Origin of the sequence: Pseudomonas lyxosi (assembly GCF_047758685.1) — a bacterium.
Classification (GTDB): Bacteria; Pseudomonadota; Gammaproteobacteria; order Pseudomonadales; family Pseudomonadaceae; genus Aquipseudomonas; species Aquipseudomonas lyxosi.
Genome location: NZ_CP180481.1, coordinates 113579 through 128342, shown reverse-complemented (window position 1 = coordinate 128342; position 14764 = coordinate 113579). Strand labels below are relative to the sequence as shown.

The following is a 14764-nucleotide window of genomic DNA, read 5'->3' as shown; positions in this document are numbered from 1 at the left end:
CCGGCCCGCTTAGCGGGCCTTTTTTTGTCTGGAAGAAAGTGATGACTGCAACCGGAAAAGACCGCGATGTGCTGGCCCGCACCCTGTGGGGTGAGGCCCGTGGTGAGGGGCTTCGAGGGCAGATTGCCATAGCCTGGACGATCCGCAACCGTGTGAACGACGGTAGAGCCAAATCCTGGTGGGGCGAGGGCTATGCCGGTGTGTGCCAGGCGCCATACCAGTTCAGCTGCTGGAACAAAAACGACCCGAACTTCACCTACATCTGCGGGAATAAGCTGATCCCAGCCAGTGAATTCGCCCGGGCACACGCAGCGGCTGACCAGGTGATTGCAGGCTCCGCGCCAGACCCCACCGGCGGCGCCACGCATTACTACGCGACCACCATGCCCAAAGCCCCGCTCTGGGCGGCAAAGGCCAAACAAACGTTGAAACTCGGGCACCACGTCTTTTTCAAGGATGTGCAATGAGCCCAGCAGGGCTGAAGTTGGCGCTTGCCGGCGTGCTGGCGCTATTACTGCTTACGGCCAGCGGTGTGTGGAAGGTGCAGGACTGGCGCTACGACATGGAGTTGGCAGATCAGGTTCGTCTGCATAGCGACGACCTCACTGCCATCAACAACGCGGCGACGGCTCAGGTCACCGTCGAGCAGGACAAGCGCCTAGCACTGGAGCAGCGTCTTTCGACCAGCGAACAAACCCATTACCGAGCGCTTATCGATGCCCAACGTGATCAAGGTCGCCTGCGCGATCGTCTTGCCACTGCTGATGTGCGCCTGTCAGTCCTCCTCGACGCCGATGACACTGCCCCAGGCTGCTCAGTGCCAACCACCTCCAGCACCGGCGGCGTGGATCATGGGGCAGCGCGCGCCCGACTTGACCCGGCGCATGCTCAGCGAATTATCGCCATCACCGACGCCGGCGACCGCGGACTGATTGCCTTGCAGGCCTGTCAGGCTTATATCAGAGCCCTCGCTCGCTAACATTTTGATCGATCCTGCGCCTTGCAAGCGCGTTACGCTCGTGTACGGTAGTTCTCATTCCGCTTGCTCAGGAGATGACCGTGAAAGAAATCACCCAACTGGCCGCTGAACTTGGCAGGCGCATGCAGGTTCTCAATGCCCACGTCACCACCGCCGAGTCCTGCACCGGCGGCGGGATCAGCGAGGCGATCACCCGGATTCCGGGGAGTTCGGCATGGTTTGAGGCCGGTTATGTCACTTACTCCAACTCCCAGAAAACCGAGCAATTGAATGTTCCGGTCGAGTTGTTTGCGACGGTGGGAGCGGTCAGTCGCGAGGTGGTCGAGGCCATGGTCCGAGGCGCGCAGGAGAAAAGCCGGGCGCGTTTTGCCGTGGCGGTCAGCGGTGTGGCGGGACCGGATGGCGGTTCGCCGAGCAAGCCGGTGGGCACCGTGTGGCTGGCCTGGGGCGTTGGTGAACAGGTGTTCAGCGAGGTGCAGTACTTTCCCGGCAACCGTGACGAGGTCCGCCGACAAACGGTGAAGGCCGCGCTAGAGGGGCTGCTGCGCCATGCCGCTGGAGAAATCTCAAATCAGGGGTAGGCGATCCTGAAACGCTGTGGAATAATACTGGCTACTTATACAGGTGTTGGCCGTCAGGCCTTATTGATTACGTGAGGACTTTAATGGACGACAACAAGAAGAAAGCCTTGGCTGCGGCCCTGGGTCAGATCGAACGTCAATTCGGCAAGGGTGCCGTAATGCGTATGGGCGATCAGGACCGTCAGGCGATCCCGGCTATCTCCACTGGCTCTCTGGGTCTGGACATCGCGCTCGGCATTGGCGGTCTGCCAAAAGGCCGTATCGTTGAAATCTACGGTCCTGAATCCTCCGGTAAAACCACGCTGACACTGTCGGTGATCGCCCAGGCTCAAAAAGCCGGCGCGACCTGCGCATTCGTCGATGCTGAACACGCCCTCGACCCTGAATACGCCGGCAAACTGGGCGTCAACGTCGACGACCTGCTGGTTTCGCAGCCGGACACCGGCGAGCAAGCCCTGGAAATCACCGACATGCTGGTGCGTTCCAACGCGGTTGACGTGATCATCGTCGACTCCGTGGCGGCTCTGGTTCCAAAGGCTGAAATCGAAGGCGAAATGGGTGACATGCACGTGGGCCTGCAAGCCCGTCTGATGTCCCAGGCGCTGCGTAAAATCACCGGTAACATCAAGAACGCCAACTGCCTGGTTATCTTCATCAACCAGATCCGTATGAAAATCGGCGTGATGTTCGGCAGCCCGGAAACCACCACCGGTGGTAACGCGCTGAAGTTCTACGCTTCGGTTCGTCTGGACATCCGCCGTACTGGCGCGGTGAAAGAAGGTGACGAGGTTGTCGGTAGCGAAACCCGCGTCAAGGTTGTGAAGAACAAGGTGGCTTCGCCGTTCCGTCAGGCCGAGTTCCAGATTCTTTACGGTAAAGGCATCTACCTCAATGGCGAGATGATCGACCTGGGCGTGCTGCACGGTTTTGTTGAGAAGTCCGGTGCCTGGTATGCCTATGAAGGCACCAAGATCGGTCAGGGCAAGGCCAACTCGGCCAAGTTCCTGGCAGACAATCCGGAAATCGCCGCCAAGCTCGAGAAGCAACTGCGTGACAAGTTGCTGACCCCAGCGCCGGACGTCAAAGCATCGCCAGTCAAAGAGACTGCTGATGACCTGGCTGACGCTGATATCTGATTGATCCGATGACCGCCGTACTCGATACACTCGTCGCGGTGCGGCGAACCGCAATGGACCTGCTCGCGCGACGCGAGCACGGTCGAGTCGAGTTGACGCGTAAACTGCGTCAACGCGGCGCCCTCCCTGAAATGATCGACACGGCACTCGACCGTTTGACGGAAGAAGGCCTGCTGTCCGAATCCCGTTACCTCGAAAGCTTTGTTTCCTACCGTTCCCGTTCCGGTTATGGCCCTTTGCGTATTCGCGAAGAGTTGAGTCAGCGCGGTCTGCAACGTACCGACATCGAACTTGCTTTGCGCGAGAGCGGTATCAACTGGCAGGAACAACTGGAAGACACCTGGCGGCGAAAGTTTTCCGGGCATTTACCGATAGACGCCCGGGAACGTGCCAAACAGGGCAGGTTCCTGAGTTATCGGGGATATTCCATGGAAATGATCAGCCGCTTGTTCAGTGGCCGAGGGATGGACGATTAACTGAAACGGCTCGCTATTTTGATAGCGGGCCGTTTTTTTTTGCTTACGTAACCTTGGACGGTTCCCGCGTGCGTTGTTGCGCCTGGGGATTGGACTGCGCCCAGTTTTCCGGCAGGTTGATGTAGTCCACCAGTTCCCGCAGGCGCCCATGATCACGGGCGTTGAAGGTGAAAGCGAGTCGCGCCAGGTGGCTGAACTGCGGTTCGTCGTGTTCCTCTCCGCTGTAAGCATGTTGATGGAAATGATCGCTCAGACACAGGTCGGCAAATGCCTCCTGCATGTGTTCGAGCGCCTGGTCGCTGAGCTTGTGATTCATGCGGATAACGAATTGATGCTTGAGCCAGCGGCTGGAGTGGAAGTTGCTGTAGAACTGGTTGATCTGCTCCACAGCCTCTTCGGCGCTGTAGACCAGACTCACGAGTTTCATATCGGTCGGCAGGATGTAGCGATTTTCCTCCAGTTGATGGTGAATGAAGTCCAACGCGCCTTGCCAGAACTTGCCGCCGGGAGCGTCCAGCAATATCACGGGCACCAGCGGGCTTTTGCCAGTCTGGATCAATGTCAGCACTTCCAGCGCTTCATCCAGGGTACCGAAACCGCCAGGGCACAGGACCAGCGCATCGGCTTCCTTGACGAAGAACAGCTTGCGGGTGAAGAAAAAGTGGAAGGGCAGCAGGTTGGTAGTGCCATTCACGGTGGGATTGGCATGCTGCTCGAAGGGCAGGGTGATATTGAATCCCAGGCTGTGTGCCAAGCCAGCACCTTCGTGGGCCGCCGCCATGATGCCGCCACCGGCACCGGTGATGACCATGAGGTCTGAGCGCGCCAGCGCGGCGCCAAGTTCCCGGGCCAGACCGTACAGAGGATGTTCTATCGGTGTTCGGGCCGAGCCGAAAACGGTGACTTTGCGTCGCCCCCTGAATTGCTCCAGAACACGGAAAGCGTGTTCCAGTTCGCGTAGGGCTTGAAGGGTGATCTTGGCATTCCAGCGGTTGTGATCTTCCTGGGCCATGCGCAGCACGGTCAGGATCATGTCGCGGTAGATCGGGATGTTCGGGCTGTTGGGTGAAACCAGGTTGAGTTGCTCTTCGACCTTGCTGATGAGGTCGTGGCCGCTTTCTTCAAAATGACGGCTCAGGAGGTCATTCGGTTGGTAAGGCATCAACTTCTCCTTCCATACAGGCTCTGTTTTTCCCTTGGATGAAGGAAACATTCGCACTACAAGACGCACAACGGGCAGCCCCTTTCCTGCCCTGAAAAGTGAACGTGAACTCTATGAATCTAGACCCTCGCAGCGTTTTTCGCTGACTTGATCATTGCGCCGCAAAGTCTTTCCTGGCAACCGCTTATTGGCGATTTGCAAGGTGCTTTCACCGCTCGTCTGAACGCAAGGCGAGTGTCTGACAGTCTGATTTACTAAATTACAGACACGACACAACAACTTTGCGTCAAAGGCAGGGCGTACGGTACAAGCGGTTCAAGGATTTTATCGCTCAAGCAAGGGCGAGGTGCAGGGAGGCGGGAAGCTATGGCCAGAGTCATTCTGGAGATCGATACGCAATTGTATCGATTACTGAAGTCATCGGCCGAGACCAATCATTTGAGTCTCGAAGAGGAGTGTTGCCGACGTCTGGAGGGCGCCGACCGACGTTCCCGTTATTTGCAGGCGTTGTTGGCAGAACTACGCGCCGAGGATGAACAGCGGCGCGCCACTTCCCGATGATTACTTCTTCTTGGTCGGAGCCGCTTTCGGGCAGTCCGATTCCTGATAGCTGGCGGAGCCGACTGAGCGGTTGGTCTTCACCTCAGTGAAGTCGTAACGCATGACCGCGCCTTTGGCCATCAGTTTGCGGAACGATGGGTTGTTGCATACAGAAGCGCCAAGCTGGAAATACACGGCTTTCGGGTCGGCACGCATCTTGTTGGCGTGGCTGCTTTGTACGCTTAGATGGTTGATCAGCGTGTTGCCTTCGACGGTGTAGCCCTGATCAAGAATGTCTTCGTTGATCGCCCGTGGAGTACCAACACTGCTTTGTGTGGCGACGTTTCGCAGCTCTCTGTTGAGATTCTGCTCACTCAAGGAAGCAGCCTGAGCGCTGAAGGACGACGCCAGTAAAACGGCAGCGGTGGGAACGATAAGGCGCAGCATGAAACTCTCCTGGTTCAGTGACTGGTGGTTCGACCCGTCACATGACTGTGCGTTCAGTGGCGGCGAATTATAGGGGACGAGGCCTGGACGGTACAGGCTTGCGCCGGCTGCTCTGATAAACTGCCGCCACTTTCTGCCCTGCCGAGTGTTTTTCGTGTCGATTTTCTTCCCCTGCCGGCGTTGCCTGCGATGAACCCTGCAACCCCACGCTTTGCTGCAAACGCAGTAGCCCGCTTGCGCGATGAGCGAGAGGAAGAGGGCATCAAGCCGATTCAGGCCCGAGGCTGGAGGGCGCCGCGTTGCCGAGCCTGCCGCGTGATCGAGAGCCACTGCCTGTGCGCCTGGCGCCCGCAAGTCGAGACCCGCTCTGGCGTGTGCCTGATCATGACCAACAAGGAAGTGTTCAAACCGAGCAACACCGGTTGGCTGATCGCCGATGTGGTGCGCGACAACCATGCGTTCATCTGGTCGCGTACGGAAGTTGATGAGCAATTGCTGGCGCTGCTGGCCGACCCGCAATGGCAGCCCTATCTGGTGTTTCCGGGTGAGTACGTCGAACCCGAGCGTGTAACAAACAGCGTCGATGCCGATAGTTCGAAGCGTCCGCTGTTCATTCTGCTGGATGCCACCTGGACAGAAGCCCGGAAGATTTTCCGCAAAAGCCCCTACTTTGATCGGCTTCCGATTCTGAGCCTGTTGCCCGAGAAGCTGTCGCGGTACCGGTTGCGTCGATCGACCCGCAGCGAGCATTTATGCACAGCCGAAGTGGCGGCGTTGTGTCTCGATCTGGCGGGTGATACCGAGGCCGCATCGGCGCTGGACGCTTATTTCGATGTGTTCAGCCAACATTACCTGGATGCCAAACATCAGCTTGAAATGAATGTTTCAACACCGGCACACGCCGAGCTGATGCCTTTTGTGTAAATCGGCGCCCCTGTCACGCGCGGATTGTCGCCCATACTGCAAAGAACTGTACTGGCCATGCACCTTGACCACCCCGACTTCGCTGGGCATGCTTGGCGCCGATTAGGGCGCGGCCAAGTTTGATACGCCGTATTCTTTACGTGGATAGCCACGTGATTGGCGTTGAACGTGCCCTGTTGGTACAGCTCCGTGGCTGTACCTCGAGTTGTTTGAAAAACAGGATCATTTGAAAAATGGCCACATACGAAATCCTGATTGCCGATGACCACCCTCTTTTTCGTAGCGCCCTGCATCAAGCGTTGACCCTGGGCCTGGGCCCGGAAGTCCGTCTGGTGGAAGTGGCAAGCATTGCGGAGCTGGAAACCCGTCTGGACGAGAAGTCCGATTGGGATCTGGTACTGCTGGACCTGAACATGCCAGGGGCCTACGGTTTTTCAGGGCTGGTGCTGCTGAGAGGTCAGTATCCGCAGATTCCGGTGGTCATGGTGTCGGCCCAGGAAGAAGCCTCGATCATGGTCAAGTCCCGTGAATTCGGCGCCAGCGGCTTCATACCCAAGTCCAGTGATCTGAGCGTCATCCAGAAAGCCGTACGTGCGGTGCTCGATGGCGATGTGTTCTGGCCACCCCAGGCGTTCGAGGCAGTCAGCGTTTCCGCCGAAGCCAAGGCCGCCAGCGAAGGCCTTGCGAGCCTGACGCCTCAGCAGTTTCGTGTGCTGACCATGGTCTGTGAAGGCTTGTTGAATAAGCAGATTGCCTACGAGCTGAGCGTTTCCGAAGCGACGATCAAGGCCCATGTGACGGCGATTTTTCGCAAGCTGAATGTGCGGACCCGGACGCAGGCAGCGTTGCTTCTGCAACAACTTGAGTCAATTTCTAGCTAATAAGGCGCGGCGCGTTCACGCTTTTTTGACTTTGCTTAATCTAGCTTTCCCACTTCTTTTTTGGTCAGTTGCCTACTTTATGTCACCTTTCAAAGGCCAAACCGGCCTAAAACGCATCCTCAACGCCTCCGGTTATTCGCTGGACGGTCTGCGCGCGGCCTTCACCGGCGAAGCGGCTTTTCGGCAACTGGTGTTGCTCAACTTCATATTGATTCCGCTGTCGTTCTTCCTGAACGTCAGTCGCGTCGAGCAGGCGTTGCTGATTGCAGTCTGCCTGTTGGCGTTGATTGTTGAATTGCTCAATTCGGCAGTGGAAGCGGCCATCGACCGCATTTCCCTTGAGTTGCACCCGCTGTCCAAGAACGCCAAGGACATGGGCAGCGCCGCTCAGTTCGTGGCGTTGACCATGATCGCGCTGGTGTGGGCGGTGATCCTGCTTTAAGCGATGGTGGGCAGCACAATCTCGTCGCTGCGCTGAACCCCGGCGGTGAAAGCGCGGCACAGGTCGAGGAATTCACGCATCGCCGACGTCTGATATTTCTGTTTGTGCCAGATGAAATAGAACTGCCGCGCCAGATCCAGATCCGGCGTCTCCACCGGCACCAGGCTGCCGCGGCGGAACGCATCGCGTAGCGCCAGACGCGAAATACAGCCAATCCCCAACCCGGACTCCACCGCACGCTTGATCGCTTCGGTGTGTTCCAGTTCCAGTCGGATATTCAGCGAGCTGCGATGGTGACGCATGGCCTGGTCAAAGGTCAGTCGCGTGCCGGAGCCCTGTTCCCGCAGAATCCAGGCCTCGTGGGTCAGCTCTTCCATGGTCGCCGTGCCGCGCTTGGCCAGTGGATGCTGGGGCGCGCAGAACACCACCAGTTCATCCTCTACCCAGCTCTGTACTTCGATGTCCGGATGGCTGCAGTCCCCTTCGATTAGACCCAGATCAATTTCATAGTGGGCGACCTGCTGCACAATGTTGGCGGTGTTCTGCACGTGCAGCTTCACCTGGCTTTCCGGATGGCGCTGCATGAAGCTGCCGATCAGCAAGGTGGCCAGGTAATTGCCGATGGTCAGGGTCGCGCCGACCGCCAGAGAGCCGAATCCCGACTTGCCATTGAGCAAGTCTTCGATTTCTTTGGACTGATCGAGCAGCGCCACCGCTTGCGGCAGCAGCTGTTTACCGAGGGCGTTGAGGCTCAGCCGTTTGCCGGCGCGATCGAACAACTGACAGCTGGACTGACGCTCTAGCTCGGTGATCGAGGTGCTCGCCGCCGATTGCGAGAGGTTGAGCAGACCTGCAGCACGGGATACGCTTTCCTGCTGGGCGACGGCGACGAATACTTGAAGTTGACGGAGAGTAAATCGCATATCGATATAACCGATAACCCTTATCTTAATAATCCAGTTAACAGATATTGTCGCTGCCATTAGAATGCGATGCAATTGCGCACAGCAGCTCATTTTTTGCAGAGCAGGCGCAGAGCACGCGCAGACCAATCTCCAGGAGTCCCACGTACATGAGCAACATGAACCACGAGCGTGTCCTCAGTGTTCATCACTGGAACGACACTCTGTTCAGCTTCAAGTGCACCCGCGATCCGGGCCTGCGCTTCGAGAACGGTCAGTTCGTGATGATCGGCCTGCAACAGCCCAACGGCCGGCCGCTCATGCGCGCTTACTCGATTGCCAGCCCGAACTGGGAAGAGCATCTCGAGTTCTTCAGCATCAAGGTGCCTGATGGCCCGCTGACTTCCCAGCTGCAGCATCTGAAGGAAGGCGACGAGATCATCATCAGCAAGAAGCCTACCGGCACGCTGGTGCTGGATGACTTGAAGCCTGGCAAACATTTGTACCTGCTCAGCACCGGTACCGGTCTGGCGCCGTTCATGAGCGTCATCCAGGACCCGGAAACCTACGAGCGTTTCGAAAAAGTGATCCTGTGCCACGGCGTACGTTACGTCAACGAAGTCGCTTACCGCGAGTTCATCACCGAGCACTTGCCGCAGAACGAGTTCTTCGGCGAGGCCCTGAGTGACAAGTTGATCTACTACCCGACCGTGACCCGCGAGCCGTTCGAGAACGAAGGTCGCCTGACCGACCTGATGCGCAGCGGCAAGCTGTTCAGCGACATCGGTCTGCCACCAATCAACCCGCAGGACGACCGCGCCATGCTGTGTGGCAGCCCGAGCATGCTCGACGAGACCAGCGAAGTGTTGAACAGCTTCGGCCTGAAAGTGTCGCCGCGGATGCGCGAGCCGGGTGATTACCTGATCGAGCGTGCGTTCGTCGAGAAGTAAGAACACCGCACCACTGAAAAGCCCCCATTGCCTGTGCAGGCAATGGGGGCTTTTTTATGCCGGTACAGGGATGACTTCAAGGACTCGGATCACACCCGCCTCGGGGTAATGCCAACGTACGTCCAGGTCCCAGAACTGTGCGCCGTATTCCCGTTCGGGTGTAGGAATCTGGTACGCCGGACGTGGGTCTTGTGCCAGGCATTGCTCGATCAGCTCCACCAGCGGTTCTTCAAGGCGCTGAGCATGGCCGTGAGCCTGTTGCAGCGCTGAATCCGTCCACTGCACGGGAATCAGCTGCGGCGCAGCGCTGGCGATGCTATTGGAGGCCGTATTGATGATGTCGGCATAAGGTACGTAGGGTTTGATGTCGAGTATCGGTGTGCCGTCGAGCAGGTCGATACCGGATATCCACAGGCGATTGGCTTCGACCTTGTCCAGCTTCACCACGGATTGGCCGATGCCATTGGGCCGATGCGTCGCACGGGTGGCGAACACGCCCATGGATTTGTTACCGCCGAGACGAGGAGGGCGGACTTTCAGCCGTGGCTTTTCTTCCAGTGCCTGATGAAACAGGAACAGCAGCCACACGTGGCTGACCTGTTCCAGACCTTGCACTGCGTCACCCTGATCGAACGGCGCCACCAGTTCCAATACGCCGCGAGCGGCCGGGGCCAGTTGTGGTTGGCGCGGGATGGCGAACTTCTCCTTGAAGCAGGAGCGCACAAAGCCGATGGGGGAAACGCTGTAGGTCATGGTCTGGGGTCAAGGCGGGGTGAGGGCGGGCATGATAACCCACGCAATGATCGTTCCCACGCTCTGCGTGGGAATGCCTCAATGGACGCTCTGCGTCCGCTCTTGGGACGCGGAGCGTCCCGGGCTGCATTCCCACGTAGAGCGTGGGAACGATCATCGGGAAGAGATCAGAGACTGAACCCACCATCCAGAGGGATGATATTCCCGGTCATATAGGCCCCAGCCGTACTCGCCAGACTGATCGCCAGCGCCGCCATCTCTTCCTCCCGGCCCCAGCGTTTCATTGGAATCAACGCCGTGTCGTCGGCCAACGCCTGCTCATCATTGCCGATGTGCTGCGTCATCTTGCTCGTAAAACGCCCCGGTGCGATGACGTTGACGTTGATGTGCTGGCTCACCAGCTCCCGCGCGAGAATCCGTGACAGTTGATGTAGGGCAGCTTTACTTGGACCGTAGGCATACGCCTGTTCGCCGAAGGACGAAATGCCCGCCACTGAACCGATATTGATAATTCGCGCCGGATTCGCTGCCGAACCAGCCTTACGCAGCAGCGGCAAAAACTGCTGAATGCAGTTGAACACCGAGGTCACGTTGAGCTGCATGACCTTTTCCCAGCCCTTGACCGGGTAGCTCTCCAGCGGCGCGCCCCACGTGGTGCCGGCGTTGTTCACCAGAATATCCAGATGAGTGATCTGCTCGCCCAGTCGTGTAGCCAGCTCAAGTACGCCTTCTTCGGTGGCCAGGTTGGCCGCCACTCCGTGGCAACGACCGAATGCGCTCAATTCATCAGCCGTTTGCTGACAGGCTTCGGCATCGCGGGCACAGACGTACACAGTGGCGCCGGCCTCGACATAAGCCTTGGCGATCATTTTGCCGATACCACGGGTGCCGCCGGTCACCAGAGCGGTGCGGCCTTGCAAGGAAAAGTACGGGTGCATGGCGAATCCTGAGAGCTGAGGGTCAATACACCCTAGTCGTCAGCCGCCGGAAGCGGAGCCACTATTTTTGCGAGGAATGAGGGTCTATACAGCCTGGCTTTGAACCGCCCCTGTAGGAGCACAGCTTGCTGGCGATGGCGTTTTGAAGATCGCCATCGCCAGTAAGCTGTGCTCCTACAAGGTGGGGCGATTTACTGCGGACGCACGCGCAGGGTCAAGCCCTTGAGGAAGTTGCGCAGCAACTGGTCGCCGCACGGACGGTAGTTGGTGTGGCCGAACTTGCGGAACAGCGCGCTCAGCTCAGGCTTGGACACCGGGAACTCGGAGGCCTTGAGGATCGCGTGCATGTCGTCTTCTTTCAGTTCGAAGGCCACACGCAGTTTCTTCAGGATGATGTTGTTGGTCACCGGCACTTCGATCGGCTGCGGCGGACGGCTTTCGTCCTTGCCGCGCTTGAAGATCACCAGGCCATCGAGGAAATGCGCAATGACTTCATCCGGGCAGCGTACGAAGCCTTCCTCGTCTTCCTCTTTCTTGTCGAGGTACGTCACCAGGTCTTCCAGGGCCACGTCCATGCCGCCGAGCTTGATGATCTCGATGACTTTCTTGTCGCTGATGTCGAGCATGTAGCGCACGCTGCGCAGTACGTCGTTGTGAATCATGGTGTGCAGTCCTGATATTCAGCAGTGGGCGCCGCATAAACAGCGGCGCCAAAATGTGTGGTGGCGTGAGAAGTCTTAAAACTTCTCTTTGCCGGACAGGTAACGCCATTGGCCCAGTGGCACTTTGCCGATGGACACGCCGCCAATGCGGATGCGGCGGATGGCGACAACCTTCAGGCCTACGGCCTGGCAGAACAGGGCGATGACGCCCGGTTGTGGGTTCTTCATCGCAAAACGCAGGCGGTTTTCGTTCTGCCAGCTGGCTTTGACCGGCGGCAGTTCCTTGCCCTTGTAGGTCAGGCCGTGGTTCAGGCGGTTGAGGCCGTGAGCCACCATGTCGCCTTCAACTTCGACCACATACTCTTGCTCGATCTTGGCGGAGTCGGCAGTGAGTTTGCGCAGGATCTTCCAGTCCTGGGTGAACACCAGCAGACCGCTGGCATTGGCCTGCAGGTCGGTGCTGGCGGTCAGGCGCAGGAAGTGGCCCTTGAGCGGACGTTTGCTGAAGCGGTGTTCTTCGCTCAAGGTCTCGGCGCTGATCGTTGCCATGGCCGTTTCCGCATCCATGCCCACGGGCACGTTCAGCAGGATAGTCACCGGTTCCGGCGCAGTGGCCTTGGCTTCTGGATCAAGCTCGACTTTTTGGTTCTCGACCTTGAACTGCGGCTCGTCGATGACTTCACCGTCCACGGTGACCCAGCCGCCCTCGATGAACAGCTCAGCCTCCCGACGGGAACAGCCGACGAGTTCGATGAGGCGTTTGGAGAGACGAATCGGGTCAGTCATGACAGGGCCGTAACAAAAAAGGGGTGGGCATTGTACCTGCCTGGCGCCGGTTAATCCCGGCTCCATTTCACCGTTTGGCTTTTTGTGGGAGCTGGCTTGCCTGCGATGCAGACGACTCGGTGTTTCAGTTGCACCGAGGTGATGCAATCGCAGGCAAGCCAGCTCCCACATTTGTCCTATGTTGTGTCAGCCATTGCGGGCCAGCTTTTGCCCTTGGCGCATGCGCATATGCAGCAATGGATAGGGCTGGCCCATACCATCGACTTCCGAGCGACCGATCACCTCGAAGCCCTGTTTGAAGTAGAAACCCAAGGCTTGCGGGTTCTGTTCGTTGACGTCCAGTTCATCGGCATTCAGGTGTTCCATGGCATAGCGCAGCAACTGCTTGCCCAGGCCCTGGCCGCGGTGAGCCGGGTCGATGAAGAGCATTTCGATCTTGCCCGCCGCGACCCCGGCGAACCCGGTGATGCGCTGGCGCGGGTCTTTGGTGCAGATCAGCATCACCGCATCGAGGTAACGCGTCAGCACCAGGTTCTTCAACAGTTCGATGTAGCTGTCCGGCAGAAAGTCATGGGTGGCGCGCACCGAGGCCTCCCAGACCTGAGTGAGCTCTTCGTAGTCGCTCTGTTTCGGCGTGTGGATGACCGAATGTTGGCGCATGGCCGGCTGCCCCTTTTGCAGTTGATGATGCGAATCCTTTCTCCCACAAAACGATAGACGTAAAAAAGCCCCGCATCTCGTCAAGAGAGCAGGGCTTTTCGTATTTTTTGCGTTTAGATCTGTTCAGCCCACAGGTCGTATTCGTCGGCGTCGGTCACTTTGCACCAGACTTTATCGCCTGGCTTCAGGTTGCTGCCGTTGTCGATGAACACGTTGCCGTCGATTTCCGGGGCATCGAAGAAGCAGCGGCCAACCGCGCCTTGCTCGTCGACTTCGTCGACCAGCACTTCGATTTCACGGCCAACGCGCATTTGCAGGCGAGCCGAGCTGATGGCCTGCTGGTGCGCCATGAAGCGATCCCAGCGGTCTTGCTTGACGTCGTCCGGCACGATGGCCGCGTCCAGCAGGTTGGCCGGTGCGCCTTCGACTGGCGAGTACTGGAAGCAGCCGACGCGGTCCAGTTGAGCTTCAGTCAACCAGTTCAGCAGGTACTGGAAGTCTTCTTCGGTTTCGCCGGGGAAGCCGACGATGAAGGTCGAACGGATGATCAGGTCCGGGCAGATTTCGCGCCAGTTCTTGATGCGGGCCAGGGTCTTGTCTTCGAAGGCCGGGCGTTTCATGGCTTTCAGGATTTTCGGGCTGGCGTGCTGGAACGGGATGTCCAGGTACGGCAGGATTTTCCCGGCGGCCATCAGTGGAATCAGCTCGTCGACGTGCGGGTACGGGTAAACATAGTGCAGACGAACCCAGACGCCGAGGGTGCTCAGGGCTTCACAGAGTTCGGTCATGCGGGTTTTCACCGGCGCGCCGTTCCAGAAACCGGTGCGGTATTTCACGTCGACGCCGTAGGCGCTGGTGTCTTGCGAGATCACCAACAGCTCTTTGACGCCGGCCTTGACCAGGCGCTGAGCCTCGTCGAGCACGTCACCGACCGGACGGCTGACCAGTTTGCCGCGCATCGACGGAATGATGCAGAAGCTGCAGCTGTGGTTGCAGCCTTCGGAAATCTTCAGGTAGGCGTAGTGGCGCGGGGTCAGCTTGATGCCTTGCGGCGGCACCAGGTCGATCAGCGGGTTGTGATCCTGACGCGGTGGCACGGCGTCGTGCACGGCGTTGACCACTTGCTCGTACTGCTGCGGACCGGTCACGGCCAGCACGCTCGGGTGCACTTTACGAATGTTGCCTTCTTCGACGCCCATGCAGCCGGTCACGATGACCTTGCCGTTTTCCTTGATGGCTTCGCCGATCACTTCCAGAGACTCAGCCTTGGCCGAGTCGATGAAGCCGCAGGTGTTGACCACCACGACATCGGCGTCCTCGTAAGTGGACACAACGTCATAGCCTTCCATGCGCAGCTGGGTAAGGATGCGCTCGGAGTCGACCAGTGCTTTGGGGCAACCCAGGGATACGAAGCCAACCTTTGGATTGGCCGGCGCAGGAGTGGTGGACATGTCTAACCTCGGTATTTGTGACGCCTCCAGCCGAAGACGGCAAGGCGACAGACGGGCGCTTGGCGTCCTGCCTCGTGAATACGCTGCTTTTTGA

General features: G+C 58.5%; 19 protein-coding genes. 10 read left to right on the top strand and 9 right to left on the bottom strand.

Annotated elements, in window-relative coordinates; all coding sequences use genetic code 11:
- Positions 1-41 precede the first annotated feature (41 nt).
- From ACMXYI_RS00625 to recX, 5 genes are all read left to right on the top strand, one after another.
- The gene (locus ACMXYI_RS00625; RefSeq protein WP_415771072.1) at positions 42-467 is read left to right on the top strand and encodes a cell wall hydrolase; all 426 of its coding nucleotides are present in this window, start codon (positions 42-44) and stop codon (positions 465-467) included.
- The gene (locus ACMXYI_RS00620; protein ID WP_415771071.1) at positions 464-979 is read left to right on the top strand and encodes a lysis system i-spanin subunit Rz; all 516 of its coding nucleotides are present in this window, start codon (positions 464-466) and stop codon (positions 977-979) included. The genes ACMXYI_RS00625 and ACMXYI_RS00620 overlap by 4 nt, the downstream gene beginning before the upstream one ends.
- Positions 980-1059: 80 nt before the next feature.
- Entirely contained in the window at positions 1060-1560 is a 501-nt protein-coding gene (locus ACMXYI_RS00615; RefSeq protein WP_415771069.1) for a CinA family protein, read from the top strand.
- A gap of 83 nt (positions 1561-1643) precedes the next feature.
- Positions 1644-2696, top strand: coding sequence for a recombinase RecA (gene recA / locus ACMXYI_RS00610; RefSeq protein ID WP_007907270.1), 1053 nt, complete (start codon positions 1644-1646; stop codon positions 2694-2696).
- 8 nt (positions 2697-2704) lie between these two features.
- Positions 2705-3172 carry a recombination regulator RecX gene (gene recX / locus ACMXYI_RS00605; RefSeq protein ID WP_046046277.1) on the top strand — a complete coding sequence of 156 codons (468 nt, stop codon included), beginning with the start codon at positions 2705-2707 and terminating at the stop codon, positions 3170-3172.
- 43 nt (positions 3173-3215) lie between these two features.
- Here the strand turns inward: recX and ACMXYI_RS00600 are convergent, their stop codons facing one another.
- Positions 3216-4334: a TIGR00730 family Rossman fold protein gene (locus tag ACMXYI_RS00600; protein WP_415771067.1), complete on the bottom strand. Its 1119-nt coding sequence runs from the start codon at positions 4332-4334 to the stop codon at positions 3216-3218.
- A 366-nt stretch (positions 4335-4700) separates the two neighbouring features.
- On the opposite strand from ACMXYI_RS00600, the gene ACMXYI_RS00595 reads away from it, so the two are divergent.
- Positions 4701-4895, top strand: coding sequence for a hypothetical protein (locus ACMXYI_RS00595; protein WP_095128071.1), 195 nt, complete (start codon positions 4701-4703; stop codon positions 4893-4895).
- Here the strand turns inward: ACMXYI_RS00595 and ACMXYI_RS00590 are convergent, their stop codons facing one another.
- Positions 4896-5321, bottom strand: coding sequence for a PA3611 family quorum-sensing-regulated virulence factor (locus ACMXYI_RS00590; protein WP_415771065.1), 426 nt, complete (start codon positions 5319-5321; stop codon positions 4896-4898).
- Positions 5322-5510: 189 nt separating this feature from the next.
- Here ACMXYI_RS00590 and ACMXYI_RS00585 point away from each other — a divergent pair, with 189 nt between their 5' ends.
- The 3 genes from ACMXYI_RS00585 to ACMXYI_RS00575 all read left to right on the top strand — a co-directional run bounded on the left by ACMXYI_RS00585 (position 5511) and on the right by ACMXYI_RS00575 (position 7568).
- Entirely contained in the window at positions 5511-6245 is a 735-nt protein-coding gene (locus tag ACMXYI_RS00585; protein ID WP_415771063.1) for a tRNA-uridine aminocarboxypropyltransferase, read from the top strand.
- A 233-nt stretch (positions 6246-6478) separates the two neighbouring features.
- Positions 6479-7126 carry a response regulator transcription factor ErdR gene (erdR, locus tag ACMXYI_RS00580; protein ID WP_046046272.1) on the top strand — a complete coding sequence of 216 codons (648 nt, stop codon included), beginning with the start codon at positions 6479-6481 and terminating at the stop codon, positions 7124-7126.
- Between the two features lie 79 nt (positions 7127-7205).
- Positions 7206-7568, top strand: a complete 363-nt coding sequence (locus ACMXYI_RS00575; RefSeq protein ID WP_415771061.1) for a diacylglycerol kinase — start codon at positions 7206-7208, stop codon at positions 7566-7568.
- Here ACMXYI_RS00575 and ACMXYI_RS00570 read toward each other — a convergent pair.
- Positions 7565-8491, bottom strand: a complete 927-nt coding sequence (locus ACMXYI_RS00570; protein ID WP_008153977.1) for a LysR family transcriptional regulator — start codon at positions 8489-8491, stop codon at positions 7565-7567. The genes ACMXYI_RS00575 and ACMXYI_RS00570 overlap by 4 nt on opposite strands.
- 149 nt (positions 8492-8640) lie before the next feature.
- On the opposite strand from ACMXYI_RS00570, the gene fpr reads away from it, so the two are divergent.
- Positions 8641-9420 (top strand): ferredoxin-NADP reductase, encoded by a 780-nt coding sequence (fpr, locus tag ACMXYI_RS00565; protein ID WP_030127957.1) that lies wholly within the window; start codon positions 8641-8643, stop codon positions 9418-9420.
- 54 nt (positions 9421-9474) lie between these two features.
- Here the strand turns inward: fpr and tsaA are convergent, their stop codons facing one another.
- The 6 genes from tsaA to rimO all read right to left on the bottom strand — a co-directional run bounded on the left by tsaA (position 9475) and on the right by rimO (position 14670).
- Complete coding sequence (gene tsaA, locus ACMXYI_RS00560; protein WP_415771059.1) at positions 9475-10173, bottom strand: tRNA (N6-threonylcarbamoyladenosine(37)-N6)-methyltransferase TrmO; 699 nt, start codon at positions 10171-10173, stop codon at positions 9475-9477.
- A gap of 167 nt (positions 10174-10340) precedes the next feature.
- Positions 10341-11111 (bottom strand): SDR family oxidoreductase, encoded by a 771-nt coding sequence (locus tag ACMXYI_RS00555; protein ID WP_415771057.1) that lies wholly within the window; start codon positions 11109-11111, stop codon positions 10341-10343.
- 191 nt (positions 11112-11302) lie between these two features.
- Positions 11303-11773, bottom strand: a complete 471-nt coding sequence (locus tag ACMXYI_RS00550; protein WP_008153972.1) for a DUF1456 family protein — start codon at positions 11771-11773, stop codon at positions 11303-11305.
- Positions 11774-11848: 75 nt separating this feature from the next.
- Positions 11849-12559 (bottom strand): rRNA pseudouridine synthase, encoded by a 711-nt coding sequence (locus ACMXYI_RS00545; protein WP_008153970.1) that lies wholly within the window; start codon positions 12557-12559, stop codon positions 11849-11851.
- A gap of 186 nt (positions 12560-12745) precedes the next feature.
- Entirely contained in the window at positions 12746-13219 is a 474-nt protein-coding gene (locus ACMXYI_RS00540) for a GNAT family N-acetyltransferase (RefSeq protein ID WP_415771055.1), read from the bottom strand.
- A gap of 113 nt (positions 13220-13332) precedes the next feature.
- Entirely contained in the window at positions 13333-14670 is a 1338-nt protein-coding gene (gene rimO, locus ACMXYI_RS00535) for a 30S ribosomal protein S12 methylthiotransferase RimO (RefSeq protein ID WP_008153968.1), read from the bottom strand.
- Between the last annotated feature and the right edge of the window lie 94 nt (positions 14671-14764).

Excerpts from the sequence above, each read along its gene's own strand:
- tsaA (WP_415771059.1), bottom strand. The coding sequence starts at position 10,173 with ATGACCTACAGCGTTTCCCCCATCGGCTTTGTGCGCTCCTGCTTCAAG.
- ACMXYI_RS00550 (WP_008153972.1), bottom strand. The coding sequence starts at position 11,773 with ATGATTCACAACGACGTACTGCGCAGCGTGCGCTACATGCTCGACATC.
- ACMXYI_RS00575 (WP_415771061.1), top strand. The coding sequence starts at position 7,206 with ATGTCACCTTTCAAAGGCCAAACCGGCCTAAAACGCATCCTCAACGCC.
- ACMXYI_RS00590 (WP_415771065.1), bottom strand. The coding sequence starts at position 5,321 with ATGCTGCGCCTTATCGTTCCCACCGCTGCCGTTTTACTGGCGTCGTCC.
- ACMXYI_RS00620 (WP_415771071.1), top strand. The coding sequence starts at position 464 with ATGAGCCCAGCAGGGCTGAAGTTGGCGCTTGCCGGCGTGCTGGCGCTA.
- ACMXYI_RS00585 (WP_415771063.1), top strand. The coding sequence starts at position 5,511 with ATGAACCCTGCAACCCCACGCTTTGCTGCAAACGCAGTAGCCCGCTTG.
- ACMXYI_RS00540 (WP_415771055.1), bottom strand. The coding sequence starts at position 13,219 with ATGCGCCAACATTCGGTCATCCACACGCCGAAACAGAGCGACTACGAA.
- ACMXYI_RS00600 (WP_415771067.1), bottom strand. The coding sequence starts at position 4,334 with ATGCCTTACCAACCGAATGACCTCCTGAGCCGTCATTTTGAAGAAAGC.
- rimO (WP_008153968.1), bottom strand. The coding sequence starts at position 14,670 with ATGTCCACCACTCCTGCGCCGGCCAATCCAAAGGTTGGCTTCGTATCC.
- ACMXYI_RS00595 (WP_095128071.1), top strand. The coding sequence starts at position 4,701 with ATGGCCAGAGTCATTCTGGAGATCGATACGCAATTGTATCGATTACTG.
- ACMXYI_RS00555 (WP_415771057.1), bottom strand. The coding sequence starts at position 11,111 with ATGCACCCGTACTTTTCCTTGCAAGGCCGCACCGCTCTGGTGACCGGC.
- ACMXYI_RS00625 (WP_415771072.1), top strand. The coding sequence starts at position 42 with ATGACTGCAACCGGAAAAGACCGCGATGTGCTGGCCCGCACCCTGTGG.
- fpr (WP_030127957.1), top strand. The coding sequence starts at position 8,641 with ATGAGCAACATGAACCACGAGCGTGTCCTCAGTGTTCATCACTGGAAC.
- ACMXYI_RS00570 (WP_008153977.1), bottom strand. The coding sequence starts at position 8,491 with ATGCGATTTACTCTCCGTCAACTTCAAGTATTCGTCGCCGTCGCCCAG.
- erdR (WP_046046272.1), top strand. The coding sequence starts at position 6,479 with ATGGCCACATACGAAATCCTGATTGCCGATGACCACCCTCTTTTTCGT.
- ACMXYI_RS00545 (WP_008153970.1), bottom strand. The coding sequence starts at position 12,559 with ATGACTGACCCGATTCGTCTCTCCAAACGCCTCATCGAACTCGTCGGC.
- recA (WP_007907270.1), top strand. The coding sequence starts at position 1,644 with ATGGACGACAACAAGAAGAAAGCCTTGGCTGCGGCCCTGGGTCAGATC.
- recX (WP_046046277.1), top strand. The coding sequence starts at position 2,705 with ATGACCGCCGTACTCGATACACTCGTCGCGGTGCGGCGAACCGCAATG.